The organism is Prochlorococcus marinus str. MIT 0912, from assembly GCF_027359595.1.
Lineage (GTDB): Bacteria > Cyanobacteriota > Cyanobacteriia > PCC-6307 > Cyanobiaceae > Prochlorococcus_B > Prochlorococcus_B marinus_C.
Genome location: NZ_CP114783.1, coordinates 1,405,126 through 1,429,800, shown reverse-complemented (window position 1 = coordinate 1,429,800; position 24,675 = coordinate 1,405,126). Strand labels below are relative to the sequence as shown.

Here is a 24,675-nt window from a genome sequence, read left to right as displayed (position 1 = left end):
TCATAACTACTAATAAGTATATTAGAATAGCCAATAGTTTATCTGACTCTGCAAATTATTATTTATGTTTAGTTGTCTAAACCATATTATTTAAATATAATAATCAAATATTGTATCAACTAACTAGAGGTGCCAGTAAAACAAAATCCTTTCTTAATACAAAAATCATAAGCAAATAATTTTAATGAATCAGGCATTTCCTGCCATTGCATTTCTTCTAGTTTATTTAATTGATCTGAACTTAAACTCTCTTTAACTTCATATGCCTCCATCATTTTGGACCAGCTTGAAGCAAAGCTGTCGAGATAAAAAGCTTTCTGATGTTGATTGAAAAAATTAATTATATCTTCATTTGTAACTACTTCTCTAGAAAGTTTCTTATAGTGTTCGAATTCTGAGGACCAATCTGGAGTTAAGTTTTCAGGCATTAATAACATTATTCAATACATCATAATAATTTATGAAGTCCATAATCATAAGTGAGATTACCAAATGGACATAATGATTGAATTTCAAATGCAACTTTCACTTTAAGCTCTGTGCTTAAGGTAATTAAAAAAATATTTGATGATTTGTTCCAAACTTCGATTAATTTTCTTAATAAGTTAAGTGAGCCAGATCAGACGTTGCTTTTGCTCACATCTACGCAATGCATGAGATTAAGAAGAAATTAGTTACTTATTTGACTCAATATTACTCCATTACTGTAAATCAGTAATATTTGCTTTAGTTAGCTTTGTTGAAGAATTAATTTCTAATACGATATTAACAACGACATATTAAGTATCCTATGGAACTGAAGAGTTTAGAGGGGTGTCGATTAAAAATTGGTAAATATCCACCATTTACCTACAACGCTTATGGGGGTGGAGGTAAAGCAACATTAATTCCAAATCAGAAAAATAATCTCCTGAATATAAGTTTTTCATCTGAAACATTTTCAATTCCTTCTCTTACTTCAAAAACGACAAGATTTTTATCTCTTCCATTACCTCCAGGTTTAAAAATAAAAATGTCTATGAATCTTCTAGAAGGGACTGTTGATACAAATTCTGGAGACGTATTATTGAAATTTGAGTCCAAATTTCAATTTAGCATTGGAGCTATGTATCGATTTCCAGCATTAATGGTTAAGACCTTGCTCAAAACCGGAAAAGTAAAAGGCAAAATACATGAAGGAGAAGGTCTTGTTCTTCAAAGTAATGGAACAACAAAGTTGGTAGGTATAGCAACAATCCCGAAAACTGGTCATCAAATCTTAGATGCCTTTCTTGCCCTACCTAATGAAGCCATGGCAGAACTAAAATGCGAAATCAAATAAAATCTAACTTTGTTTCTTAAATTCACATATTCTGAGTCCAACAAAAAGCCAAATAAGATTAAAATTTATAATTAATTAAACCTTAAGATTACTATCTAAGAAATACAACCAACTCAAACCGTTTAACAGATATTAAACTTACTTATTAGATTACAAAAATCTCCCCAATTAATTAACCAGAGAATCTACTCCTTGTGCAATCAATGTATAAATAAAAAACACTGCAGCTCATGAACCTTATAAAAAACAAGCAAATTCCTAAAGTCTATGGGAGATTCATTCAGAAACATTTACAAGCTTGATTGAATTTGTTAAAAATCATCTAGTTAAATAGAATCTCTGTGTCATTATCAAACACCTTAGCTCCGATATCACAACGGACCAAAGATTTAAAGCTGTGTCAATCGAAGAGTTTAATAGCTATAAAATAAAGCTGATTTGACAAAAAATATTTGCAAGACTGATAAAACAAGTTCTACATCCTCTAATCCAATACACCTGCAACTCAATAACGAATGACTCCTGATCTACCAATCATTCCTTCTTCAAAATCAAAGAAGAAAAAGCTAGAAAATAGTAAACTACATAAATGGACTCTCTTTTCTCTTTGTTTTATAACAACTCTCGTAGTCGTTAGTTTAATTAAAGCGTATCTTCCATTACTTGTGTCTGCACTTGCAATGCTTTTTGTATGGAGTCAAATGACTAAACCAATAGCAGAGATAGAAACTAAAGCTGCAAATGATGATAGTAACCAGTTAGATTTATTCCATAGGCAATACAAAATCGGCAGGAAGTATTCAAAGATCAAGAAAGAATTATATGAAAAGGAAGATTCAAAAGTTGCATAAAATAAATTGCTATCAAGAAAAAAGTTGAAGCAAACAATTACATTAAGTCAGAACAATATGATGCTAGAGCTGACGAAGTTAAGGATTATCTATGACATTACGTCTAAGTTTTTGTTTACTTCAGCAAGGGAATTGACAAGCTATACAGACATGAGAGAATTAATTCATCAACCATAATGTTTCTACCTTCATGGTCACCCTTTGCTGTTTGCTTTGCTTGCAAATCATCATAATCACTGCAACGAGTATTTAACTAAATGACAAGTTTAGAAAAATCACGTCTTGAACTCACTGAATCACAGCTACTTACCATAAAGGATCGAATTAAAAACTGGAGTACAAAAGATCAAGTAATAGACATAATGAGATATCGGTATGGTCGACTGAAAGATCAAGCTGCATAAAAGAATCAGAAACCAATAATCAACTAAGTGCACAGGTTGAGTTCTATTTCAGATAAATCAACTCACCTAGGAATAGATATCTTTATTAATTATTAAATTCCTTAAAACTAATAAGTTATAAGGAAAGCAGCAAAATACTTTTACCTCTATTGCAATCATTGACTAATTAAGTAAAGCTTAATTTATCATTATTAATTCAAATGTCTGTTGAGTACTACATCTTAGTTATTCCATTCTGCGTTATTCCTGTATTACTAGTCTCACTCGATTATTTAAATAGAAGTGCAGAACTCAAGCGAAAAAGTTGCAATGTTGTTGACTTTGATAAATTCGTCAAGCGTAAACAAGAAGGAGATTTTGTAGATAGTGACATCGCTGACCTATTAGACATTAATAAAATTGCTGCATAAAGTTCTCCTCCCAATTTTTGATTATGTTTTAATAGTCACTAATTTCAAGACATCCTCGAGCCTTACACCCTCATTCAACCACTCTCTAAACTCTTCACTAATAGCTAATTGATCGAATTCATCAAGGCTTTCAGCTCGGATCATAAGACCCGTCATTGAATCAGCTATTAATTCTTCAATATCTTGGATATGACTCACTTGTATTATTTGAAAAATTTCAACAACCTTAACCTGAGTTTTAAAAATCAACTCATCCACAACTTGATATGAACACCCATCACAATTATTTAGCTGATAATTGATCTTACGAACTTCCATCATCTCTTAGATTATTTAGCCTCCAATAGATTAATCAAGTAAGTTAAAAGGAATTCAATCTCCAAGAAAAAGGAAAAAACAAACTAAATAAATAAAAATGCCAATAAATAGGCTTAACTCTAAACAACGATTTATCAAAAATTTACTGATTGGATTTTTCTCAGCATTATTTATTGTCTTTGTATTAGCGATGATTGCGCTCTTTCAAACACTGGTTTCTTATCCAAGCGCTCTTGAACTACCAACCGTCGCGATTCACAATTGCTACGACGGGGACAATTGCACAACTACTAAAGGAGAAAAGATTCGACTTGCTTGTATTGATACTCCAGAGTTAAAGGGTTTAACAGCTAATCCAATTCCTGCAAAAGCAGCCAGAGATTACCTTAATGAATTAATTGCTGGCTCAACAGTTTCAATTAGGCGGATAACTAAAGATCGATACGGAAGAACAGTCGCTGAGTTATACAAAGGTGTTATGAACATTCAAGAACACCTAGTTGAAAAAGACTTTGCGAGTATTTATGAAAGGTATTCAAGTCAATGTGATTGGAGCAAGAATAAAATATGAAACTACTTAATTCTGCAATTGCTTTAGGGATTGGTGCTGCGACTGCTGCTGGTTTATCGTTGCTGAAAATTAATAAGGATCTTGTTATTGGATCCACTGCTATTGTTATAGGTGCAGGAATGATGATTGCTTTAAAAGAAAAGAACGATCTAAATACAAAAGCAATAGATTATGAATATTTTTTTAATAGAGCACAAGATAAATTTGAACTTGCAGATTATGAAGAGGCAATACTCGATTACAACAAAGCATTAGAACTTTCACCTACTGAGATTTGTCTTGTCTACTCAATGCGTGGCAATGCAAAACGTAATTTAGGTGATTTTGATGGCGCAATCTCTGATCAAAATAAGGCATTAAATTTTGATCCTTTATATGCAGATGCATATTTCAATAGAAGTAGTGCCAAATTTCAAAAGGGTGATTTTGATGGCGCAATTGAGGACTATTCACAAGTCATAACAATCAACCCAAAAGATTCCGATGCATTTTTTAATCGTGCCAATGTAAAACAAGAAGTTGGAGATATTCAAGGTGCATGCGAAGACTGGAGAAAAGCAGCAGATCTTGGCGATGAAGAAGCTACTGACTCATTAAAACGCTTTTGCAATAATGATTAGTAATTTCTAACTTGCTTTAACCAATCAGGAAGGAAAGTTTTTTCTCTCTTGACTGAATCTATATAGATAATTAAATGTAGCTTCTAATAAAGCGGCAAAGCTTATACGCACACTTGGAAAAGTCAGACAACAAACAATAGCAATCAAAAAGATTATTTTCACTTATGCATCCTTATACATATCGTTGGTTGGTCACCAGAATCTTCTTTTACCACTCCAGTTATACAACAACCAGACTACAAATCCAACCATACACAAAGGCATAAAGCTATCTATAACAACATATGCTGCATAAATGATTACTGGAAAGAAAATGACACGTTTAATATTGAGACGTCTACCCCTCGATGCTTTAGTCCATAGTTCTAAAAGAAGCATATATTCTATTCCTTCTTAGGAGATAATTTATCGATTTTAGCTTTTTGAATGTTTAGTTTTTCTCTTTCTTTTTTTGCAGCACCATAAGTAGTCCTAACACTATAAGTTATAAAAATCGCATTAATAGCTCCTACTAAAATAATTCCAACAATAATTTTATTTATTCCCTCAGGTGAACTCAAATATTCCAATAGAGCTTCTTGATCAAACATCTAAGATAAAATTAGTCTTTCAAATATCAGAGCAACGAAGACTCCTTTAAAAAAAACAAGCCAAAGTAATCCATAGTCGCTAAGACCCAACTTATTTTGATACCAAACAATTAGCCGCTTATGATTGTCTATCAGTTTCATTCTTCTTCCTCAATAATTTCATAATAGGGACGGTCCCCATAATCAGCGTCAGAACAACAAACATCAGCATATATTTGCTCTAATAAATCGTAAGCCTCGTCATAGCTATTAAATGACTGCTCAGTAATATCATCAGCTTCTTTATCATGCCTGATGATTTTATAAGTCATGAGAAAATCTATTTGCTTGATAAAAGTGTTCCAAACAATCCTCCAAAAGCAGAAAGGACAAAGATAGCAACGATACTAATTGCAATGATTTTAGAAATGTTTTTCATCTGATTTTTAATTAGGTACATAATTTAATTACAAAAAGATAATGCGTACGGACTGTTTTATGCACATCCCACTTACACTTCATTCCTGCTGCGAACATAAGTAAGTAGTCTTCATAAGATTTCATAGGTTATCATCTATCATAAATCCCTCAATATACCTTAAATAAAAAAGCAAATCTTTTTATCTTCATAAGTCCAATCAATATAAATTATTTCACCAATCCAAATTGATCATTTTTTAATTCATAGTTCTTCAACTGTGCTTTCAGTAGTGGGAGAACTAACTGATTTAGCCAAGAGATCAAAAAACATCATGGACTTCTTTTAGCTCATAATCAAATTCATTGTCTAATGGCTACTTACATTTTTGACAAAAATTTTTGAAGACATTTTACCTTCAGAGTAAGAAGATTGAAAAGACACAAAGAATAGTTTTATATGTCATAATCGATTACAAATTTATGGAACCTTTTAGATGGGGAAAGGTCTTACTCAAGGGCGAACCTTCGAATTTATTCTTAGAGATCGAGGGGTGAGTGAGAAAGATATTGGATGGGTACTATCTAAATTAGATAGTCAAGAATATATTCTTGATGACTGCCATTACATGGCACGAATAGTTAGCAAAGAGTCTGAAACCAATGCAAGAGAAATTTTCATTAATCATTATTTTTCGCTAAATATGAAAGGAGTTAGTAGTGAAAATAAACTCAATGATCTCTTTCAAGAATGTATAGATAAAAAGAAAGTATGGACATTACTTGAAAAGAATCTCGGAGCTATTTGTATAAAACTTCCGGATGAAAGCCTTAATGGTGAAACATATTTATTTGTATGTGGTCCTAATAAAAAATGTCCAGAGGTCACCAATACTGCTTCATTCATGTTCTTCTCTCCCAATGAGATAACAAAACCAAAAAAGCAGAATCCTTTAGAAATGAGCTCACTTCGATTGGCTGGATAAAGAAAACAAATGAATCTAAGAATTAATACTAAACTTGAAATACCAGCCAACGAAATACAGTGGAGATTCTCTAGATCATCAGGAGCTGGTGGACAGAACGTAAATAAGACAGAAAGTCGAGTTGAAATTGTATTTAACGTATTTGAATCAAAAACTTTAACGCCATACCAAAAACATAGGATCTCAATTCATGGTGAGGTAAAGCTAATCAATGGTTCAATTTGTATAGCTGTTCAGGAGAAGAGAGGGCAATACCAGAACAGACAATTAGCTTTAAATAGACTTGCTTTAACCTTACGAGAGCTTTTAAAATCACCTTCTAAGAAAAGACAGGAAACCATTCCTACACGCTCATCTCAGAAGAAAAGAATTGAGTCAAAGAAAAAACGAGGTGAAATCAAAAGGAACAGACAATCCAAAATAGATTATTGAGCGCTAAACACGAACGAGAACAAAACCTTGAACAAGGTATCCAATAAACCCTTTAAAATTCAAGGAATTCATAAAAATTCATTTAAGATATGACTCGTAGTCATATCTCCCAAGCCTAAGGCCTGACTTAAATAGATAATAAGTTTTCTTAATCTATGCTTGTAGTCAAATATCTCATTCGTTTTATTGGTATAGAACAATACAGTAATTAATGGATTCTGCTAATCAAATCCAATCGCTCGTTGACCAAGTAGAAAAGAACCCAGAATACAAAATTAGCGAACAAGAAGCTAAAGGTTTCTTATCAGAAATTAAACGACTCACAAAAGAAGACAAAACAAATATGCCTCCATTAGTTGTGATAATAATGGCCTATATCAACATGCTTTTTCCAGAACTAGATGAAGTAAAAGTCTGAAAAAAAGCAAAAAAATAAAATTAAATAGATAAGTAAAGAAATCTAGCCTTATCTATTATAGAGGTTTTAATAAATAGAGTTATATAAGTGAAATGTCGCTTGCAACCACTGAACTTGAGTTAACCGACGTTAATACGATTTCAATCCCTACAGATGCAATATTTATACTCTCTCTATTAATTATCTTTGGATTACTAGGTTATTTTTTTCATAAGATATTCAATACTCATACAAATAAATTTAATGAGAAATTAAAAGATAATTTAAATCTCAAATTATCCAAAGAAAAACTCACAGATCAATTAATTATTGTCTCATCAACAGTAAATCAAGAAAGCGTAGAGAAGCCAAGAATTAATAAGCTAAAAAACTTAACACCTTTAAAAGTACTGGGGATGAGTAGCATGGCAGTTGCGACCATTGGAGGAGCAAGTCTTTTAGGGATACAAGCTATGCAAAATTCATATCAAGCACTGAACACCAGTCAAAAAAATATCAAGACAAAAAATCTATCCGCAAAAACATTTATATCAATACCTAAATTAAAATCATTAGATAAATCAAAGACAAAAATTAAATATGTCAACTATGATGATCCATTATTATCAGTAAATAATAATTCCAAGAAAGAAAGATTTTACCAGTTTAAAGGAAGCGAAACAGACGATTTTTTCTCTTTTTAAAGAGAAAAGTACCTATTAAAAAAGTCAAGAAAAATGAGTCATATACTATTTACTGGTGAATAATTTTTAGAGGTTAGAGAAGACTAGAGAAATATAAATTCTTAAAGTAAACTGGGTTTCTGATAGAAAGAAAATCAGAATGATTTAATCTGAAAACTGTCTTGGGGTAAACAAGAGTTGGGAAAAAACCAAAAAAATTACAGACTCACACAATCAATTAATTCTCAAGTTATAAAACTTTTGTATTAATATCTCCTACAGAAAAAACGTAGTCATGTATCTATAATTAGAAGGAAAGGTTATTCATCTAAAAGTTTTAGCAATTACGAGTATTAAACTTGATCAAAAGGCTAAGTTAGATCATCAATCAAGTAAAGCACTTAGATCAATGATTGGTCTAAATGAGAACTAGTTGAACAAAAACGAACAACCACGAACATATTTAGAGAATTCAGTCGAGGGGAAAGAAATATATTTATTAATAAAATCATCTGGAGTATCAATCGATGTCTTTATCTCCATAACTCTTTCATTATCCTTATATTCATTACTTAGTATAGATCGTAAATTCTGATATAAAATATTTCCATCAAAAGTAACTCTTAAGCCCTTATAATTATAATATTCTCTCGAATATTTAATTAAAATAGAAGGTGTTAAATTTCCATAAATCTCATCAAAAAGGTTCAACTTAGAAAAATTTGGCAATTGATTTATTTTATAATCCTCTGCGGTTTTGAAACGACCCTCTATGGAAGTTATTTTTGTTTCTTTTTTGATTAAATAATTATCATTGTACCAACGAAGTCTTATTTTTTTTCTGGGAACGATACCATCAAGTGATTGGTATAGAAATAAATAATCATAATTGTCAAAATAACAGCTATTAACTTGTCTCGTTGGATAAATTACCTTCATTCCACAATCTAAAAGATGTGACTTTAATGAAATCGAATCACTAGATGATAGTTTAAATTTTATCTCTTTCCTGAAACTCATTAATTTGGATATACAACAAAAGAATTTTGATCAATTTTTACTCCTGAAGGACATTTTAATATATCAATTTTGACATTTCCTCCTCCAAATTCTTGCTTCTTTTGAAATGATTCAAGGCATGTCATAAACGCATTGCTATCAATCTTCTTTGCTGACAGTATTGATAAATCTTTTACAGAAAAACCTATATTTGATAAGTCCACTTTTGCATCTATGAGAGTTACTTTAGACTTCTCACCTATAGATACTCCTTTATCAAAACATTTAGAAACTTCTAATTTATCAATATAGTAATCACCTCCACTTAAATCTATGCAATCATTTCCTGCTTTTAAAATCTTAACTAGATTTAGACTTAAGTCTGAAAAATCAATATCTAATGCATCTGAATATGCATTAGATATTTTGATTTTATCAATATTACCTTTTGATCTAACCATATTTAAACTATCTTCACATCCACCTCCTTTAATATTAAAAGAGACATTAGTAAATTTATAATCATAAAAATTAAGGCACCCAGTTAATCCATAAGCATTATAACTTTGTTGATCATTTTGATCGCGAGAGGTTACTCCTAAACTTGTAAAATTAAAAATCCAATCATTTGCCTCTCCTGATGAAAATAATATCCAGTCTTTAGCATTTCTTTGAGAGATATTTATAGTTTTTTTATCTTCAAGTATATCTACCGTAATTCCAGGTGATTGAATAACTTTCGTATTTAGAATAGGTATTTCATATGCTGAATAATTATTATTTCTTGTTATAAAATCTGGCAAGCTATTTAATAAGAAAATCAACCTTTTATCTTTATATTTATTAGTTTTAAATATATTTGAGAGTTGCATTTGATCAACAATAAAGCTTCTCATATTCGTGGTTATTTTATAATTTTTATCAATAATAGATATATTTTCTATATATTCTTGATAAAAGCCTAAATCATTTAAATTACTTAAAAATAATTTTCTGAGATTTTCTTTTGATTCTTTAGGAGTAATAGATGATTCTATATTATTAATAATTTTTTGTAGATATAATATATTCTTACTAATTGTAGATATACTTGTCTTGTTAAAAGAATCTAAATTAGAATCATAAGAAATGACTCGATCTTTGAATTTACGAGTAATTTTAGAATTAAAACTTGGCTGATTTATTTTATCAATATAAGGAAATTTATAGTTATTTTTAAATGCATTTCTATATCCAAAATATCCAGTTTTATAAGATTTCTTTTTATTCTCTAAATCAAGATTTATTTGATGTGTTAAATGAAGCATGCCATCATAATAAATTGGTTCGAATTTAGCTTGAAATGAATTATAATAATATTTTCTATTATGAGGTCTTGTTGCGTGCCAACCATTCATTGCCATCATCATAAAATAGAAATCTTCAAATTCGTTAGATTTTGACATGTTTGGTTTAATTATATTAGGTGTTTTATTATGATTAAATGCATACTCTAGATATGCATTTTGTAAATCAAAAAATGACTTAATAACGATATTTTGTGAAATTATTCCTTTGCTAAACCAATTATTGTTTATTAACCTTGCAAGTTGAATTTGGTCTGTATCAATCTCTATATCTGAGGATATATATCCACTATTAGTATAAAACATAATGGTTTCATCACCCTCAAATATTGGTCCTTCTCGTCTTAGATTTCTCTCAAGTAATTCTTTATTAGAATCTTCCTGAAAAAGCATTCTTGATTTTATACCGTTAACTACAACATCAACTTCAAACGTTTCAGGTGAGATAAAGCCTAATTCTCTTAATATTAATGAGCCAAGTATCTCATTATAATTATTTCGTGTTTTAGGTAATAATAATTTAAATTTTACTGAATTTATTATATTCCCATCTTTTAACCTAACATTCAATGATCTTAGAAATTTACTTGCATCAATATGATCTTTCCAGTCGCCATTTTGCCATATTTTAGCTTTATAGTTACAAGTTCCAAAGTCATATAAAACTTTAATATCAGCATTGAATTTTTTTTTATATTTTGGATTAATATGACTATGCTCACTAGTGTTCATATCAATCTTTAACAAATTTACAAAGTAACTTTTGCTTTTTGGTACATTAACAATTATCTTTTTTACTGAATTGGGCTTTTCTAGCTGAGTAATATATTTACCAGATTTAAAGTTACAATCACTTAAAGCTTCTTGATGATTTGTTATTAGAAGGAAAAAAAATAATTTTAATATAATTCTTTTATTCAGTTTGATCATAAATTTAGTTGATAGCTAATAAGTAATTGATTATTTTGAACTGATTCTGCTATATTTTTAAGTGGATCATGTTTAGAAGCTACAAATAAATATTTAATTTGTCCTCTCTCTACTTGCTTTGATTTTAAATAAACACTTTTATTGATTTCATTAATCTCATCTTCTGTAATAAGCTCAAGTGTACTTAATGAATTCCCCTCTGAAAATGAAGCTGAGAAGAATTCCTTATTTAAATATTGCCTTGATACTTTAGATACAACATATAGAATTAATATTGATAATAGAATAAATAAAAAAAGTTCAATAGCCCAATAAATATTTACAGCAGCAGCAATGCCCATTGTTATTGAAGAGAAGTAGACAGTTAATTCCAGAGGGGATCTGACTGGGTTCCTAAATCTAACAATAGATAAAGCACCGACCATTCCTAGTGATAATGCAATATTACCAGCAATCACATTTGTAATAACATATGTGATTATTGGAAGAATAGTTAAAGTAGATGTATGTGATGTCGTCATAATCCACCTCTGTCCAAAGCACTGCAAGATCAGTCTCAGAGATATACTTATTGAGATCAGTAAAATAACTGTATAAAGCTTTTCCATTTGATATTGAAAAAACACATAGTTAATCTAGTTATTATATATAATCATCGATATTAATTTGAATTACTTCAACCAATCAAGTTCAAATAATAATTAGCGTCAATCATAACTGGGATGAGTTGACCAGATGAATCACTTTGATGCACGATGAGTTATCGAACTAGACCTAGGTAATAACGAGATACCTTTAAGAGCTAAGAAATAAATCACCTCGTTCAGAAGATTCTAAAATGGATCTATAAAATTCTGGAATTTCATTTGACATTGTTTTAGTTGATTGTTGAAGCAGAAATTTTCTCTTCACAATCAGTATCTTCTTCTGCACAGACAACCTCAGCTTTGTCTGAGTGTGCGCTACAACCTATTGCAATCACTGGTGAAACACCAAGAACTGTGTGTAGAGTAGTTGCCGAAAAAAGAAGGAAGGGAATGAACTTTTTCATAAAGCTTTGGAATTTCTCTAATCATCTACCACCTGATTACCAACTGTGAGGTTTCAATGTTCGGTTAGCTACTTAAAGCGAATAGGAATAGAAACTATTTATAAATAAACGAGTCTTGATAAAAGTAACTTCCAATTCACTGATGAACCACTTATCGAAATCAGAGAAATCTTGGGAGCTATCAATTCTTGATGCGAATTGCTAAAAGAGCTAACTAGTTGTGCTAATAGCGAGATAGTCAAAAAAGATGAACTCAAAAAAAAAATTATTTGAAAAACAAGAGTTATACAAAGACAACTATTAAGTACTAAGTTTTTCCCAGATCACCCGATTCTTTGATCAAGTCAATCGCCTCATCTCTACCAAGTAACTTTTGTGCATCATTCATCAACTGTATATATCTAAGCCTTAGTTCTTGTTTATTCATGAGCTGCATTTGTATTTCGTGAAGAGACTTCTCACTTAGTGCAGCATTATGTTTATTAGGTGCGTGCGAAAAGTTTAAAGAGGCATTGTGGTGGCTCATTAGAGTGAATCTGAATAACTTCTTGGCGAGAGAGGGAAATTGCTTTGCAGAACAATTGCCCTCGCTCTAGTTGAGTGTCAAAAGGCGCTTTGCAAAACCTTTTGGAGCACATGCAGGTGATTGACTGACCTACACAACTTATTTAATATTTTGGCTAAACGACTTAGCTATTGAGTTAGTGAACCAGTACGGTTTTCCTTTCACTTGTGACCAAACTCACAGATTAAGCAGAAGTAGATCAACACCTCAATCATTAATTAGAGAGATAGTAAGTACATCGAAGGGATTCAACCCTCACAACTTTTTTAAAACAATGAACAACGAAAACTTTGATCAAATGCTTAGTGTTGACGAACTTCAAAGTATTAATGGAGGAGTAAAACGTGGAGGATGTATATGGCCTCCAATTCAATTCCCATTCCCACCAATTATTTGGCCAAAACCATCTCCAACATTTCCAGAAAGCCCTGAAAACAACGATGTAAAAAGATAGGAAATTATCTTTGATATGAATGTATATCAGCCACGCTTTATGCGTGGCTTTTTTATGTGTGTTTTCATCTGTGACCAAACTCACAGATTAAGCAGAAGTAGATCAACACCTCAATCATTAATTAGAGAGATAGTAAGTACATCGAAGGGATTCAACCCTCACAACTTTTTTAAAACAATGAACAACGACAACTTTGATCAAGAAATTTCAATTGATGATCTTTCTCATATAAATGGAGCATGGCACGCTCAAGCAATTCGCTTCATTGCTAGAAATGCTCCAACAGCAGTGGCATTCTATGCAGGATTGGCTGGGGGATTAGCTGCAGGAGAGGATTTCGAAAAAGCTGCACATGAAGCAGGCAAGAATGCAGGAATTGTTGATTAGAAGTTTCAATTCATAAAAGGGAGTCATTTAATAATAATTAACTCCCTTTTTAATTGTTATTACTTGTGACCAACCTCACAGATTCATCAGGACTAGATCAACACCTCAATCATTAATTGGAGAGATACTAAGTACATCGAAGGGATTCAACCCTCACAACTATCTAAGACAATGAAAAACACTGAAGTCACTCTTGATCAACTATCTGAAATTGCTGGTGGTGCTCCTCATATCACTACATGGTACAGAACTAAAAATCCAAACAGAAAACCAAATATTTGGACAAGTGGAGGCACTACAAGTATTTGGACATCAGGTAGTACAACTACTTTGAAAAATCGGTTTCAAAAAGATGGCATATTTAAGGCAATTGAAAAGTAAATTGAAATTACTTTTTTAATCATTATATTCTTCTAAAAGCACTCATTGATTGGGTGCTTTTTTCTATTGATTCTAAACTTGCCAATATTACAGATGAGTAATAACGATGAGCCATCTCTTTGAGCATTTTTCTGATGTGTTCATCTTTGGCATTAGTTTCTTCTTTTAATATCTCGCATGCATCTTTAACTTGCATCCAAACTACTTCCATACCTTCCCTTTCATCTGCTATAGGGTTTCACTTAGATGATTCCACATAAGAGATAATAAAAGAAATTGAACTCTTAGAGTAATAGAAAAGTCTGGGTATCCTTATTCAGTGATTAGAAATAAAGAAAAGAAAATCTGATAAAAAAACTCTATCTGTTGCTTGAATTGGGTGAGTGGGTTTTCATGGACATATCAATGACAAATGAACTCTTCATTCCCATGTGGGAGGAGGTCAACAATGAAAGTGGAAGTTTCTTGTTTCGTTGGAGGGATGGTCATCAAAGAAATAGTTCATGTAGACAAATTTGAGGATGCAGATAAGGTCGCAAAATCAAGAAATCCCTTTTGTAGAGTAGTTAATAGAAAGGTATTGATGAAATGAATAGATAGCAGCATGAGTCTTCCTCCGCATTTCATAGACGCAAAAAAGAAAGAGGTTGTCTTTCACATCAAAGGTGGTTCTCCCGTGACGATGAGAATTGCCACTTGGATAAAAATCTTACCCAGATGAATAAAAAGTATTTCTTGTCGATGTCAAGAAACCTTCTACAAGTTGAGAGCAAAAGTCAATGACTGAAAAAATTGATTGGAAACAAGAAATTATTGATTCAACAAAGTTCAACACGAAACATGAGAACCTGTTAAAAAAGGGTGCAAAGTCATTAACAAATTCTTGGTTGTTTGGCGTGCTCTACACCAGATGGAAAAAGTTAAAAGATATTAGAAAAAAAACTGTGCCTGATTGCAGTAGTAGTTTCCAAGAGTGGAGTAAGAAGGTTAAAGATGTTGAAAAATGCCAGTCTTGATAATTGGTTGGAGTGTGTATGACAAACTTCCAGAAGAAGAGCAAAAGGAGTTTGCATTAGTAGAGCGATATAGAACTGATTATTTTTATGAGTGCTATGAGTATGAAAATGCGAAGGGGAACAAAAATTATGAGTGGAGTGATAGATGCTTTACAAATCAAGAGGAATTATTGGAGTTCTTTGGATACGAAATGATTGAGGACTTAAATGCAGATGCCGTATATGCAAGAAGAGTTGAAACCTTTACTGATCAGGATGCAAAGAAGTTGATGAAATTCAGTGATGCAGGAAATCAAATCAAAATAATGAGGGACAATAAATGAAAGTAGTTTTAACAGCGATTTTTTTTGCTGTCGTCTTCTAAGGTTTATAGATTAGGGAAGTTAAAAGAAGACTCTTTCTAATCCAGCATCTATATTGATCTCTTCAAGAGAGCAGAAAGCATCATTGCAAATCAAAGATAGATGACTATTAACCTCTTTCCAAAACTCGATTAATTATATCTAAAGCAAATAATAGAGAGAAGTAACTTTCTTCAGAATCACTTGACAACACCTCCTTACCGTTGCTAGTACATGTGTACTGCTACAGACATATGGCTCCAACGTCCTCACCCTATGCCGTTTTTCGTGCATCAGATTGGAATTCAGTAGTAGCAGAACCTATTGGATTAAGGCAATGTCTTCGTATCGCACCCAAAAAGTTCTACCCCAGAAGCGTTACAACCCAGCACAGGAGTGGGACTATCTCAAAGAAGACACTCTTAAACACACACGTTCAGCTAGCTTTTGCATGACATGTCAACATTTCAATTATTGCTGCGACAGGCATTGCAGAACGATTCTTACTTGTCATCTCCATCAACGTCTAATTCCTCATGGAGGTCATTTGACTTCAAAGTGTCAGTGTTGGATGCAGCGACTAGAGAAAAAGATTGGATGGTGTCCAGAGGCGGCATAGACCTCTGACATTTAATAGCTTTTTATGTCTTATTTGGGTCTTCAAGAATATTCATGAGTAATAACGATCAGACAACTCATTGAGCATTTTTCTGATGTGCTCGTCTTTGGCATTAGTTTCTTCTTTTAATTTCTCACATGCACCTTTAACTTGCATCCAAACTGCTTCCATCACTTCCCGTTCTTCTTCTGTAGGTTTCCACTTAGATGATTCCATAGAAGAGATAATAAAAGAAATTGAACTCTTAAAACTCAATGAAAAGCAGACATGAAATATTAGATGAGATTATGTTCTACATACTTGAGAGATTCAAAGCACCCCAGAGACAACCAGCATCTGCCTAATAACCACGCCAACAACACAGAAAAGTATTAATCGGCTTAAGGCATAAAAGGGAAGATTATTCATCTAACTTCTCAACAGATCAATCAATGACCAAATCGATAATGCTTGCGGACCGCCTTATGAACATCCCATCTACAGCCCATACCAGCCGGAAAAACAACTAAATCTCCTGCTCCAAACTTCACAGGTTCTCCTCCATCAGGAGTAACTGTGACTTCACCCTCAAGCAATAAGCAAGTCTCCTTGTCGTCATATGTCCAATCAAAAGAGCTTGCTTCACACGTCCAGATTGGCCAGTTTTTAATTCCTAGTTCATCAATGGTGCTCTCAGGACAAGGAGAAGTTACTGATATAGACAAGAGATAAAAACATAGTGGACTTCTTTTTTAGATCCTAATAGAAACAGTTGTCTAATAGCTACTCAAATTTTGACAAAAATGCTTGAAAGCGTATTACGTATAGAGCGAGGATCGAGAGTCCCCCATACCCCCTTCAAATAGAAAGATAATACGTCTTATAATACTGTTACCTTAGTATTACCCCTTTAGTCTATACTCTTTAAATCCACTGCTATGATTATAATCTTGATCTACGTTGCGTAATCGGCATTAAAATAGATGTAATAATATGACCGTGTTTATAAATTAGAATTCATCTCAACAGTAGTCCTAATTCGCTTCTCTTAACAGAAATCTTATTTCCTTTAGGAGTTAAGAAAACCTTCTCCATTATTTTGCCATCCCTTACAACAATTTGTATTGTTTGTCCTGAGAATCTACCTCGTGTCCAATCAATATTTTCTTGATAAGAATTAGCTCCTTTTTTAGTAGACGTTTTAGAGAAACTAGATATTTTACTTTTTGATTTTCTTTCCCTTTCAACAGATGCAATAGATTTTGTGATGAAATCATTAAGGCTTGAACGAACGAGTTCTATTTCAGGTACTTCTCGATGAAACCTTGAGGTTAGCTTCCGATGAATTAGCTCATATTTCGTTTCAAATTGTTTGGCAACTTGATGATATTTTGATTCAATTTTCTTTTGCTTATCCTTCAGATACGTGGCCACAGGCATCTTAAATATCTTCTACTAAGCTTGTTTATCGTATATGTGGATACAAAACCAGATAATAAATACTTATGGAAATACTATTAAACATTAAGCAATAAATTACACAGCCCTTAACCGAAATGGGGCTTCAACCAAGTTCTCGCTTTGAGAAGGCGCTTTCCAGAATCAAGATAATTTTCAACATTATATTTAAAGAACTTATATTGTAACCACCATCACTTCTCATGATATTCAAAAATATTCATTATTAATATTATTAGGTTTAAACACATGTCTGATTCCTCTGGTGAAATGACTCCTCAGGAAAGAATTATTCAAGATAGAGTTGATCAATCTAGAATTTTTCTTAGATCCAATGGTTTCAATCAATCATTAAAAGACCTTTGGAGAGAGATAAAAGAGGATGCAAAATATGATTTATTATAAAAATTTAAAGAAGGCTAAAACATTTACAAATCTTCAAAGACTAGAATTGTCAACTAATATTTAAAATTTTAGCTATTGAAGCAATAACATCAATGCATATTAATATATTTTTTATTGTTAATTTGAGTACATATTTATCATACAATTTTGTAACTATTTTAGCTGAAATAATCTAATTATAATCATATTAATTAACCACCTATCTAATAAATCATTCTCATTAGATAAGTCATTTACGTTATTAACTTTTTTCTATGTCATTTCCTGAATCAACGCATTTATTATTAAAAGCAAAAAAGAAAAAGGACTAACTTTTGCAGATATTGGCAATCTATTAGGACTGGATGAAGTCTGGGTTGCTAGTCTTTTTTATGGACAATCAACTGCCAGTGATGAAGAATCTGATAAATTATTAACTACTTTAGGACTTGGTACAGAGCTTAAAGAGATATTAACAACTCCACCAGTAAAAGGATCGTTAGATCCAGTAATTCCAACTGATCCGTTGATATATCGTTTTTATGAAATCATGCAAGTCTATGGCATGCCAATGAAAGACGTTATTCAAGAAAAATTTGGTGATGGGATAATGAGTGCAATAGATTTTACAATCAATGTAGATAAAGTCGAAGATCCGAAAGGTGACAGAGTAAAGGTCTCAATGTGTGGTAAATTTTTACCCTACAAGAAATGGTAAGAGAAAATCGGGTGTCTTTGTAGTCAATAAAAAAATGAAAGGATGCACCGTTTACGGATGTCCTTAAGAATCAAAAGCAAAGTTAGTATAGACTGGTATAAAAGTGGTATCTTAGAAAACAAAACTTCCAGATCGATTGCAAGGCAATGGATCTCCGTTTAAAAGGTTTAATAGAAAACCAAATATTTAGGTATCAAATTCTTTTCTTAATACAATACCTATGCTGAACAATCTGTAACATCCTATAAAGGATAAATAAATTTATTAGGTTTTAATAAGTGAAAGTCTTGCAAAGCAATATCCTCATATGACATTACCAACAATCTCATCTGCCTCCTACAACGCCTCCACCGGCACATTAGAAATCACGGGTAATAATTTTTCGGCTTACACAGGATCAACAAATGATATCGATATCTCCAAACTCACCATCACTGGTAATGGCGGCAGCACTTATGTTCTAACTTCTGATGATGTTGAGATCACCTCTTCAACTGAATTTTCTATTACGTTGAATGCTGCAGATCAACTCCAACTTGCTGGTCTTCTCAATAAAAACGGCACCTCCTCTGGAACAGGAACGACTTATAACATTGCAGCGTTAGATGACTGGGCACCAGGTGCTGATACATCCACCGACATCTCAGACTTAAATGGAAACGCCATCACCGTCTCTAACGTCTTATCACCAACTCTCACTTCCGCCACCTTTGATACTGCAACTGGTATTCTCTCCTTAATCGGCAACAATCTACCCGCCTATCCTGGTACCAGCAACGACATTGATGTTTTAAAGCTAACCATCACTGGTAATGGCGGCAGCACTTATGTTCTAACTTCTGATGATGTTGAGATCACCTCTTCAACTGAATTTTCTATTACGTTGAATGCTGCAGATCAACTCCAACTTGCTGGTCTTCTCAATAAAAACGGCACCTCCTCTGGAACAGGAACGACTTATAACATTGCAGCGGTAGATGACTGGGCACCAGGTGCTGATACATCCACCGACATCTCAGACTTAAATGGAAACGCCATCACCGTCTCTAACGTCTTATCACCAACTCTCACTTCCGCCACCTTTGATACTGCAACTGGTATTCTCTCCTTAATCGGCAACAATCTACCCGCCTATCCTGGTACCAGCAACGACATTGATGTTTCAAAGCTAACCATCACTGGTAATGGCGGCAGCACTTACACCCTTACCTCAACCGATGTTGAGTTAACTTCAAATACATCAGCCAGCATTACCCTCAACACCAGCGATCAAACTAATCTCGTTTCTTTACTTAATAAAAACGGCACTTCATCCAGTCAAGGTACGACATATAACATTGCTGCTGCAGATAACTGGGTACTTGGGGCTGATGCAGCAATCAACATCGAAGATCTCACTAGCAATTCTATCGATGTTATAAATATTAAACCCACCATCAGAGGTCCATCAGGTAGTGCAGGTGATTCATCCTCTTTAAAATCAATCAATGAAAATACAACTGCAATCCATACCTTTACTGCTAATGAATCCGTTACTTGGTCTCTCAATGGTGGAGCTGATGCTTCTAAGTTCTCCATCAATAGTTCAACTGGTGCTTTAACTTTTAGTTCCGCTCCTGATTACGAATCTCCCACCGATAGCAATTCAGGTAACGACTATGTCGTTGTTGTCAGAGCAACCGATTCAACTGGTCATATATCGGATCAAACTCTCACCATCTCAGTTAACGATGTGGATGATACTTCTCCATCGATTACTGGTCCTTCTGGTAGTGCAGGTGATTCATCCTCTTTAAAATCAATCAATGAAAATACAACTGCAATCCATACCTTTACTGCTAATGAATCCGTTACTTGGTCTCTCAATGGTGGAGCCGATGCTTCTAAGTTCTCCATCAATAGTTCAACTGGTGCTTTAACTTTTAGTTCCGCTCCTGATTACGAATCTCCCACCGATAGCAATTCAGGTAACGACTATGTCGTTGTTGTCAGGGCAACCGATTCAATTGGTAATACATCGGATCAAACTCTCACCATCTCAGTTAACGATGTGGATGATACTTCTCCATCAATTACTGGTCCTTCTGGTAGTGCAGGTGATTCATCCTCTTCAAAATCAATCAATGAAAATACAACTGCAATCCATACCTTTACTGCTAATGAATCCGTTACTTGGTCTCTCAATGGTGGAGCCGATGCTTCTAAGTTCTCCATCAATAGTTCAACTGGTGCTTTAACTTTTAGTTCCGCTCCTGATTACGAATCTCCCACCGATAGCAATTCAGGTAACGACTATGTCGTTGTTGTCAGGGCAACCGATTCAATTGGTAATACATCGGATCAAACTCTCACCATCTCAGTTAGCGATGTTAATGAAACACCATCTAATCTCAGTCTCTCCTCTTCTTCCTTTAACGAAAACATTAACAGTGGTTCAACCGTTGCCGTACTATCTTCTTCTGATCCTGATTCTTCCGATACTCATACTTACTCATTTATCAGCGGATCAGGTGATACCGATAACAACTCGTTCACCATTGATGGGTCATCTTTAAAAATTAAAGCTTCTCCTGATTACGAGACAAAATCTTCTTACAGCATTCGACTACAAACAACAGATAGTGGAGAAAAACAAGTCAAAGAATTTGCAATTGGAAGTCTCTCTAATGATGCTCCATCTGGAGTATCAACTATTTTCTCGAAAGAAACGGAGGTGTTTGGGGTCAAGATATATGCAACGTCTACAACTTTAGATAGTGATATTCAGCATGCTGCGAGTGTGATGGCCGAATATTTAGATAACAATGGCGATGGAAAGGTTGATGATTCGGCTGTCATTAATGCGATGGTACAAAACAAAGCAACTTTGGTGATGTTCAAAGATGAGGCTGAACAAGAATCTAGTAATCTAAGTGCTTTAGAAGGTTCAGAATTAAATTTTCAAAACCTTTGGGGTGCAGAAACAATTCCAAATGGAGCAGCATCTGGCCAGTTTGATGCATCGCTAGAAGAAGTTTTACATTTGATTACTGATTATGGTTATGTCAAGGCTTATCCAGCCGCTTTTGGCCTGAGCTCTTCACTTTTGACTGAAGCAATGGATGTCGCTCGTGGTGGTAATTTCCAAGAGATTCCATCGACATATCCATCTGGTGCTTGGTACACCTATTACGACACAACCAGTGATTATGCCACTCAAGCAACTGAGTATCTTTATTGGGGTTTAACTTCTATATTAGGCGGTCAGGATTTCAATGGCCGACTAGATTCGATCAAAGATGAGTGGACTTTAAATACACTTGAAAAAGTTCAAGCAACTGATACGAAGCTCTATTCACTCTTAACAGATTCTCAATATAAATTACCAACTATTCTGCCTAACGGAGATTATTCTGTTCCAAGTCAATCAACATTTACTAAAACACTCACTGTTAACGATTTAAATGAACTCATCGGAACCACAGGGAAAGATACGATAACAAGCACCTCAAAGACTGACTTTTTAGACGGAGGGACAGGCTCTGACACGTCAGTCTATTCAGGAAAGTTTTCAGACTACGCCTTTACCCGTGGAACAAATACTCTGGAAATCGCCGACCAAAGGACAACAGGAACAACTGACGGCACTGATACTCTTAAAAATATTGAATACATTCAATTTTCAGATCAAACCGTAGAGGAATCAAAAGTAGACGTCGTTAAGACCTATACCGGTCAATATCATGAATACAAGTTCTATAACAGAGGCAATGGAACATATGAAATTAAAACAGACTCTGGTTATGACGATATTACTGGCTATCCCTTATTGAGATTTTCTGGAGAAGACACAACAAGTGCCTTACGTGATGTCAGTGCCATTGCTGATATTAAAGCGACCTTTGATCAAGTCACTGGATTAACTGATCCCTCTGGTGAAATGTTCCAACTCTATAACGCTGCCTTTAAACGATTCCCTGATGCCGAAGGTTTGAAATATTGGATTAATGTCTATAGTTCTGGGATTAATACAAAGAAAGTTGTTGCTGCATCATTTGTTCGATCAGCTGAATTTAAAAGTCGTTATGGAGAGAACGTGACCACTGAAGAATATGTCACGACCTTGTATCGCAATGTGTTTGACCGTTTACCAGATGAAGATGGTTTTAACTATTGGGTGGGAAGTTTAAATAAAGAAGAACAGAGCAGATCAGACGTTCTCATGAATTTTGCTATCTCAAATGAAAATGATGCTCTCTTTACTGAAATGACTGGATTGAGTTGATTCATGAACTACCTTTTATTACTTGCTTTAAGCACTGCACTTCTAGTCCTCTAAAAAACTGATCTTCAAGATATTCCTATATAAAAGTTCGTACTGAACGCCGATCTTTAATTAGTTAGTTCATCATTTTTGAAACAGCTAAGAACTATGTCTTCTCAATCTTCTCAGAGTGTTCTTTCAATAAACGACTATAAAGCTGTTCTTGCAGAAAGTTCAAGTGTTGCGAAGCCTTATTCAGAAACAGGTCACTTACATCAAGAGAATAGACTTCTTCCAAGACCTACATGGTTTAAAGGAAGTAGGGATCGAGGCTTTAGAGAAGAGATCGCAGCATGAAACCAATCCAAACAACACATAAAATCCGAAACAAATGTCTGAAAGGTGATTACGTATAGAGCGAGGACTAGCTTCCCCCCCATGGGGTCCCATAAGATCAGAAGATAGGCTTGAATATGTCGTTTAGCATGATTACCATAAGATTACCAATCTTTTCTTATCTCTATAAATAGCTGCTATAACTGACTTTTCAGCCTAAGTGGTGTAATCGGCATTGATACGAACATATTGATCAGATAAATCACATCCCCAAGCAGTAGCAGAGCCTTCTCCAAAACCTATCCTTAATCTGATACAGATAAGATCATCGATCAAATATTTCCCTGTTAATCTTGCTTTCATAAATTTGCTCACTTTTTGTCTATCAAAATCCTGAGGTGTTCCATTAGCGAATATTTCATAGGGTCCAATCCATAATTTGACATCATTAAAATTAAAAGAAGTACCTGCTCGACCAAGTGCAGCAATAATTCTTCCCCAATTAGGGTCGGAACCATGAACTGCTGTTTTAACCAAAGAAGATGAAGCAATTGTACGAGCAATAGCATGAGCATCTAAATCACTTGGAGCGCCCTCAACCTTTATCTCAAGCAAACAATTAGCCCCTTCTCCATCCCTTGCAATTGCTTTAGCCAAGTATTGAGCTGTTAGATGAAGTCCCTCCTCAAGGGTTGATAAATATCTTGGATCTAATTTTGGTCCGGAAGAAAACGCTAAAAAAGTATCATTTGTACTCGTATCTCCATCAACTGTAATGGCGTTAAAAGATGATTCTGCAACTCGCTTTATCATCTCCGACCATAAAGTATAATCTACGCCTACATCACACGTAATATAGCTCAACATTGTTGCCATTGAAGGATGAATCATGCCTGAGCCTTTAGCCATTCCTCCAATAGATATTCGTCTTCCTCCTACAACTGCTTGATATGCAATTTGCTTTACTTTCAGATCGGTTGTCAAAATTGCATTCGCCGCATCCAGATACGCCTCCTTATCTAAACTGTTTATAAGATTATCCAAGTGACTACTAACCCTTTCAACAGGTATAGGCTCACCAATTACACCCGTGGAACATATCAAAACTTCTTCATTAGATAATCCCAAGCGTTGAGCAAGCTCATTTGTAATAATTTCACTATCAATTTTGCCTCGACTACCTGTACAAGCATTTGCGTGTCCAGAGTTGATAACTACAGCACGTATTTTTCCCTTAGATGCCTTGATTCGATCAATACATAGATCCACACAATAAGCACGAGTGACTGATTGAGTAAATGTCCCACTGCAACAAGCACCATCAGATGCATATAACAAAGCAAGATCTTTCTTCCCAGAAGGCTTTAATCCTGCAGCAATGCCAGCTGCTAAAAAACCATCAGGGGTGGTAATACCACCAGATATTGGAGACCATAGAGAAGATGTCAAAAGACTCAAATTCAGAAGAGCATTTTTCACTTACTATCAA

The 24,675-nt window shown here is 33.8% G+C and carries 36 protein-coding genes; 21 read left to right on the top strand and 15 right to left on the bottom strand.

Annotation, left to right across the window (positions count from 1 at the left end; all coding sequences use genetic code 11):
- Positions 1 to 119: 119 nt before the first annotated feature.
- The gene (locus O5640_RS08215; protein ID WP_269611951.1) at positions 120 to 428 is read right to left on the bottom strand and encodes a hypothetical protein; all 309 of its coding nucleotides are present in this window, start codon (positions 426 to 428) and stop codon (positions 120 to 122) included.
- Between the two features lie 362 nt (positions 429 to 790).
- Between O5640_RS08215 and O5640_RS08210 the strand changes: the two genes are divergently transcribed.
- The 4 genes from O5640_RS08210 to O5640_RS08195 all read left to right on the top strand — a co-directional run bounded on the left by O5640_RS08210 (position 791) and on the right by O5640_RS08195 (position 2,986).
- Positions 791 to 1,321 carry a hypothetical protein gene (locus O5640_RS08210; protein WP_269611950.1) on the top strand — a complete coding sequence of 177 codons (531 nt, stop codon included), beginning with the start codon at positions 791 to 793 and terminating at the stop codon, positions 1,319 to 1,321.
- Between the two features lie 515 nt (positions 1,322 to 1,836).
- Positions 1,837 to 2,172 carry a hypothetical protein gene (locus O5640_RS08205; RefSeq protein WP_269611949.1) on the top strand — a complete coding sequence of 112 codons (336 nt, stop codon included), beginning with the start codon at positions 1,837 to 1,839 and terminating at the stop codon, positions 2,170 to 2,172.
- A gap of 257 nt (positions 2,173 to 2,429) precedes the next feature.
- Positions 2,430 to 2,576: a hypothetical protein gene (locus O5640_RS08200; RefSeq protein ID WP_269611948.1), complete on the top strand. Its 147-nt coding sequence runs from the start codon at positions 2,430 to 2,432 to the stop codon at positions 2,574 to 2,576.
- Between the two features lie 200 nt (positions 2,577 to 2,776).
- Positions 2,777 to 2,986, top strand: a complete 210-nt coding sequence (locus O5640_RS08195; RefSeq protein ID WP_269611947.1) for a hypothetical protein — start codon at positions 2,777 to 2,779, stop codon at positions 2,984 to 2,986.
- 21 nt (positions 2,987 to 3,007) lie between these two features.
- Here O5640_RS08195 and O5640_RS08190 read toward each other — a convergent pair whose 3' ends face one another.
- Complete coding sequence (locus O5640_RS08190; RefSeq protein ID WP_269611945.1) at positions 3,008 to 3,307, bottom strand: hypothetical protein; 300 nt, start codon at positions 3,305 to 3,307, stop codon at positions 3,008 to 3,010.
- A 94-nt stretch (positions 3,308 to 3,401) separates the two neighbouring features.
- Here O5640_RS08190 and O5640_RS08185 point away from each other — a divergent pair, with 94 nt between their 5' ends.
- Both O5640_RS08185 and O5640_RS08180 read left to right on the top strand, forming a co-directional pair.
- Complete coding sequence (locus O5640_RS08185; RefSeq protein ID WP_269611944.1) at positions 3,402 to 3,875, top strand: thermonuclease family protein; 474 nt, start codon at positions 3,402 to 3,404, stop codon at positions 3,873 to 3,875.
- Positions 3,872 to 4,495 (top strand): tetratricopeptide repeat protein, encoded by a 624-nt coding sequence (locus tag O5640_RS08180; protein ID WP_269611943.1) that lies wholly within the window; start codon positions 3,872 to 3,874, stop codon positions 4,493 to 4,495. The genes O5640_RS08185 and O5640_RS08180 overlap by 4 nt, the downstream gene beginning before the upstream one ends.
- A 192-nt stretch (positions 4,496 to 4,687) precedes the next feature.
- Here the strand turns inward: O5640_RS08180 and O5640_RS08175 are convergent, their stop codons facing one another.
- From O5640_RS08175 to O5640_RS08165, 3 genes are all read right to left on the bottom strand, one after another.
- Positions 4,688 to 4,873: a hypothetical protein gene (locus O5640_RS08175; protein ID WP_269611942.1), complete on the bottom strand. Its 186-nt coding sequence runs from the start codon at positions 4,871 to 4,873 to the stop codon at positions 4,688 to 4,690.
- 5 nt (positions 4,874 to 4,878) lie between these two features.
- A complete protein-coding gene (locus O5640_RS08170) occupies positions 4,879 to 5,085 on the bottom strand; it encodes a hypothetical protein (RefSeq protein WP_269611941.1) in 207 nt (68 codons plus the stop codon).
- Between the two features lie 137 nt (positions 5,086 to 5,222).
- On the bottom strand, positions 5,223 to 5,396 hold the full coding sequence (locus tag O5640_RS08165) for a hypothetical protein (RefSeq protein ID WP_269611939.1): 174 nt from the start codon (positions 5,394 to 5,396) through the stop codon (positions 5,223 to 5,225).
- A 582-nt stretch (positions 5,397 to 5,978) separates the two neighbouring features.
- On the opposite strand from O5640_RS08165, the gene O5640_RS08160 reads away from it, so the two are divergent.
- From O5640_RS08160 to O5640_RS08145, 4 genes are all read left to right on the top strand, one after another.
- Positions 5,979 to 6,467 (top strand): hypothetical protein, encoded by a 489-nt coding sequence (locus tag O5640_RS08160; RefSeq protein ID WP_269611938.1) that lies wholly within the window; start codon positions 5,979 to 5,981, stop codon positions 6,465 to 6,467.
- A gap of 9 nt (positions 6,468 to 6,476) precedes the next feature.
- On the top strand, positions 6,477 to 6,899 hold the full coding sequence (gene arfB, locus O5640_RS08155; RefSeq protein WP_269611937.1) for an alternative ribosome rescue aminoacyl-tRNA hydrolase ArfB: 423 nt from the start codon (positions 6,477 to 6,479) through the stop codon (positions 6,897 to 6,899).
- Positions 6,900 to 7,110: 211 nt separating this feature from the next.
- Positions 7,111 to 7,317 (top strand): hypothetical protein, encoded by a 207-nt coding sequence (locus O5640_RS08150; protein WP_269611935.1) that lies wholly within the window; start codon positions 7,111 to 7,113, stop codon positions 7,315 to 7,317.
- A 92-nt stretch (positions 7,318 to 7,409) separates the two neighbouring features.
- Positions 7,410 to 8,000, top strand: coding sequence for a hypothetical protein (locus O5640_RS08145; RefSeq protein WP_269611933.1), 591 nt, complete (start codon positions 7,410 to 7,412; stop codon positions 7,998 to 8,000).
- A 408-nt stretch (positions 8,001 to 8,408) separates the two neighbouring features.
- Here O5640_RS08145 and O5640_RS08140 read toward each other — a convergent pair whose 3' ends face one another.
- The 5 genes from O5640_RS08140 to O5640_RS08120 form a co-directional block, all read right to left on the bottom strand.
- Positions 8,409 to 8,999, bottom strand: a complete 591-nt coding sequence (locus tag O5640_RS08140; RefSeq protein ID WP_269611932.1) for a VTC domain-containing protein — start codon at positions 8,997 to 8,999, stop codon at positions 8,409 to 8,411.
- On the bottom strand, positions 8,999 to 11,254 hold the full coding sequence (locus O5640_RS08135) for a hypothetical protein (RefSeq protein WP_269611930.1): 2,256 nt from the start codon (positions 11,252 to 11,254) through the stop codon (positions 8,999 to 9,001). Before O5640_RS08135 ends, O5640_RS08140 begins: the two co-directional genes overlap by 1 nt.
- A complete protein-coding gene (locus O5640_RS08130) occupies positions 11,251 to 11,775 on the bottom strand; it encodes a DUF4956 domain-containing protein (protein WP_269611929.1) in 525 nt (174 codons plus the stop codon). Before O5640_RS08130 ends, O5640_RS08135 begins: the two co-directional genes overlap by 4 nt.
- A 356-nt stretch (positions 11,776 to 12,131) precedes the next feature.
- Positions 12,132 to 12,305 (bottom strand): hypothetical protein, encoded by a 174-nt coding sequence (locus tag O5640_RS08125; RefSeq protein ID WP_269611928.1) that lies wholly within the window; start codon positions 12,303 to 12,305, stop codon positions 12,132 to 12,134.
- Positions 12,306 to 12,612: 307 nt separating this feature from the next.
- Positions 12,613 to 12,831: a hypothetical protein gene (locus O5640_RS08120; RefSeq protein WP_269611927.1), complete on the bottom strand. Its 219-nt coding sequence runs from the start codon at positions 12,829 to 12,831 to the stop codon at positions 12,613 to 12,615.
- A gap of 178 nt (positions 12,832 to 13,009) precedes the next feature.
- On the opposite strand from O5640_RS08120, the gene O5640_RS08115 reads away from it, so the two are divergent.
- The 3 genes from O5640_RS08115 (at position 13,010) to O5640_RS08105 (ending at position 14,092) form a co-directional block, all read left to right on the top strand.
- Positions 13,010 to 13,324, top strand: coding sequence for a hypothetical protein (locus O5640_RS08115; RefSeq protein ID WP_269611925.1), 315 nt, complete (start codon positions 13,010 to 13,012; stop codon positions 13,322 to 13,324).
- Between the two features lie 15 nt (positions 13,325 to 13,339).
- The gene (locus O5640_RS08110; protein WP_269611924.1) at positions 13,340 to 13,711 is read left to right on the top strand and encodes a hypothetical protein; all 372 of its coding nucleotides are present in this window, start codon (positions 13,340 to 13,342) and stop codon (positions 13,709 to 13,711) included.
- A gap of 171 nt (positions 13,712 to 13,882) precedes the next feature.
- Entirely contained in the window at positions 13,883 to 14,092 is a 210-nt protein-coding gene (locus O5640_RS08105; protein WP_269611922.1) for a hypothetical protein, read from the top strand.
- Between the two features lie 22 nt (positions 14,093 to 14,114).
- On the opposite strand, the gene O5640_RS08100 is transcribed toward O5640_RS08105, so the two are convergent.
- Entirely contained in the window at positions 14,115 to 14,303 is a 189-nt protein-coding gene (locus O5640_RS08100) for a hypothetical protein (RefSeq protein ID WP_269611921.1), read from the bottom strand.
- 237 nt (positions 14,304 to 14,540) lie between these two features.
- Here O5640_RS08100 and O5640_RS08095 point away from each other — a divergent pair, with 237 nt between their 5' ends.
- The 4 genes from O5640_RS08095 (at position 14,541) to O5640_RS08080 (ending at position 15,904) form a co-directional block, all read left to right on the top strand.
- Positions 14,541 to 14,684, top strand: coding sequence for a hypothetical protein (locus tag O5640_RS08095; protein ID WP_156095699.1), 144 nt, complete (start codon positions 14,541 to 14,543; stop codon positions 14,682 to 14,684).
- 187 nt (positions 14,685 to 14,871) lie between these two features.
- Positions 14,872 to 15,108: a hypothetical protein gene (locus tag O5640_RS08090; protein WP_269611918.1), complete on the top strand. Its 237-nt coding sequence runs from the start codon at positions 14,872 to 14,874 to the stop codon at positions 15,106 to 15,108.
- On the top strand, positions 15,096 to 15,431 hold the full coding sequence (locus O5640_RS08085; protein ID WP_269611916.1) for a hypothetical protein: 336 nt from the start codon (positions 15,096 to 15,098) through the stop codon (positions 15,429 to 15,431). Before O5640_RS08090 ends, O5640_RS08085 begins: the two co-directional genes overlap by 13 nt.
- A gap of 272 nt (positions 15,432 to 15,703) precedes the next feature.
- Positions 15,704 to 15,904 (top strand): hypothetical protein, encoded by a 201-nt coding sequence (locus tag O5640_RS08080; protein ID WP_269611915.1) that lies wholly within the window; start codon positions 15,704 to 15,706, stop codon positions 15,902 to 15,904.
- Positions 15,905 to 16,119: 215 nt separating this feature from the next.
- Here O5640_RS08080 and O5640_RS08075 read toward each other — a convergent pair whose 3' ends face one another.
- The 3 genes from O5640_RS08075 to O5640_RS08065 form a co-directional block, all read right to left on the bottom strand.
- The gene (locus tag O5640_RS08075; protein WP_269611913.1) at positions 16,120 to 16,284 is read right to left on the bottom strand and encodes a hypothetical protein; all 165 of its coding nucleotides are present in this window, start codon (positions 16,282 to 16,284) and stop codon (positions 16,120 to 16,122) included.
- Between the two features lie 212 nt (positions 16,285 to 16,496).
- On the bottom strand, positions 16,497 to 16,772 hold the full coding sequence (locus tag O5640_RS08070; protein WP_269611911.1) for a cupin domain-containing protein: 276 nt from the start codon (positions 16,770 to 16,772) through the stop codon (positions 16,497 to 16,499).
- Positions 16,773 to 17,064: 292 nt separating this feature from the next.
- Positions 17,065 to 17,487 carry a hypothetical protein gene (locus tag O5640_RS08065; protein WP_269611910.1) on the bottom strand — a complete coding sequence of 141 codons (423 nt, stop codon included), beginning with the start codon at positions 17,485 to 17,487 and terminating at the stop codon, positions 17,065 to 17,067.
- A 267-nt stretch (positions 17,488 to 17,754) separates the two neighbouring features.
- On the opposite strand from O5640_RS08065, the gene O5640_RS08060 reads away from it, so the two are divergent.
- The 4 genes from O5640_RS08060 to O5640_RS08045 all read left to right on the top strand — a co-directional run bounded on the left by O5640_RS08060 (position 17,755) and on the right by O5640_RS08045 (position 23,207).
- A complete protein-coding gene (locus tag O5640_RS08060; protein ID WP_269611908.1) occupies positions 17,755 to 17,910 on the top strand; it encodes a hypothetical protein in 156 nt (51 codons plus the stop codon).
- Between the two features lie 268 nt (positions 17,911 to 18,178).
- Complete coding sequence (gene cynS, locus O5640_RS08055) at positions 18,179 to 18,607, top strand: cyanase (protein ID WP_269613829.1); 429 nt, start codon at positions 18,179 to 18,181, stop codon at positions 18,605 to 18,607.
- Between the two features lie 307 nt (positions 18,608 to 18,914).
- Positions 18,915 to 22,871, top strand: coding sequence for a DUF4214 domain-containing protein (locus O5640_RS08050; RefSeq protein WP_269611906.1), 3,957 nt, complete (start codon positions 18,915 to 18,917; stop codon positions 22,869 to 22,871).
- Positions 22,872 to 23,018: 147 nt separating this feature from the next.
- Complete coding sequence (locus O5640_RS08045; RefSeq protein WP_269611905.1) at positions 23,019 to 23,207, top strand: hypothetical protein; 189 nt, start codon at positions 23,019 to 23,021, stop codon at positions 23,205 to 23,207.
- 195 nt (positions 23,208 to 23,402) lie between these two features.
- On the opposite strand, the gene argJ is transcribed toward O5640_RS08045, so the two are convergent.
- Complete coding sequence (gene argJ / locus O5640_RS08040; RefSeq protein ID WP_269611904.1) at positions 23,403 to 24,665, bottom strand: bifunctional glutamate N-acetyltransferase/amino-acid acetyltransferase ArgJ; 1,263 nt, start codon at positions 24,663 to 24,665, stop codon at positions 23,403 to 23,405.
- Positions 24,666 to 24,675: the final 10 nt, after the last annotated feature.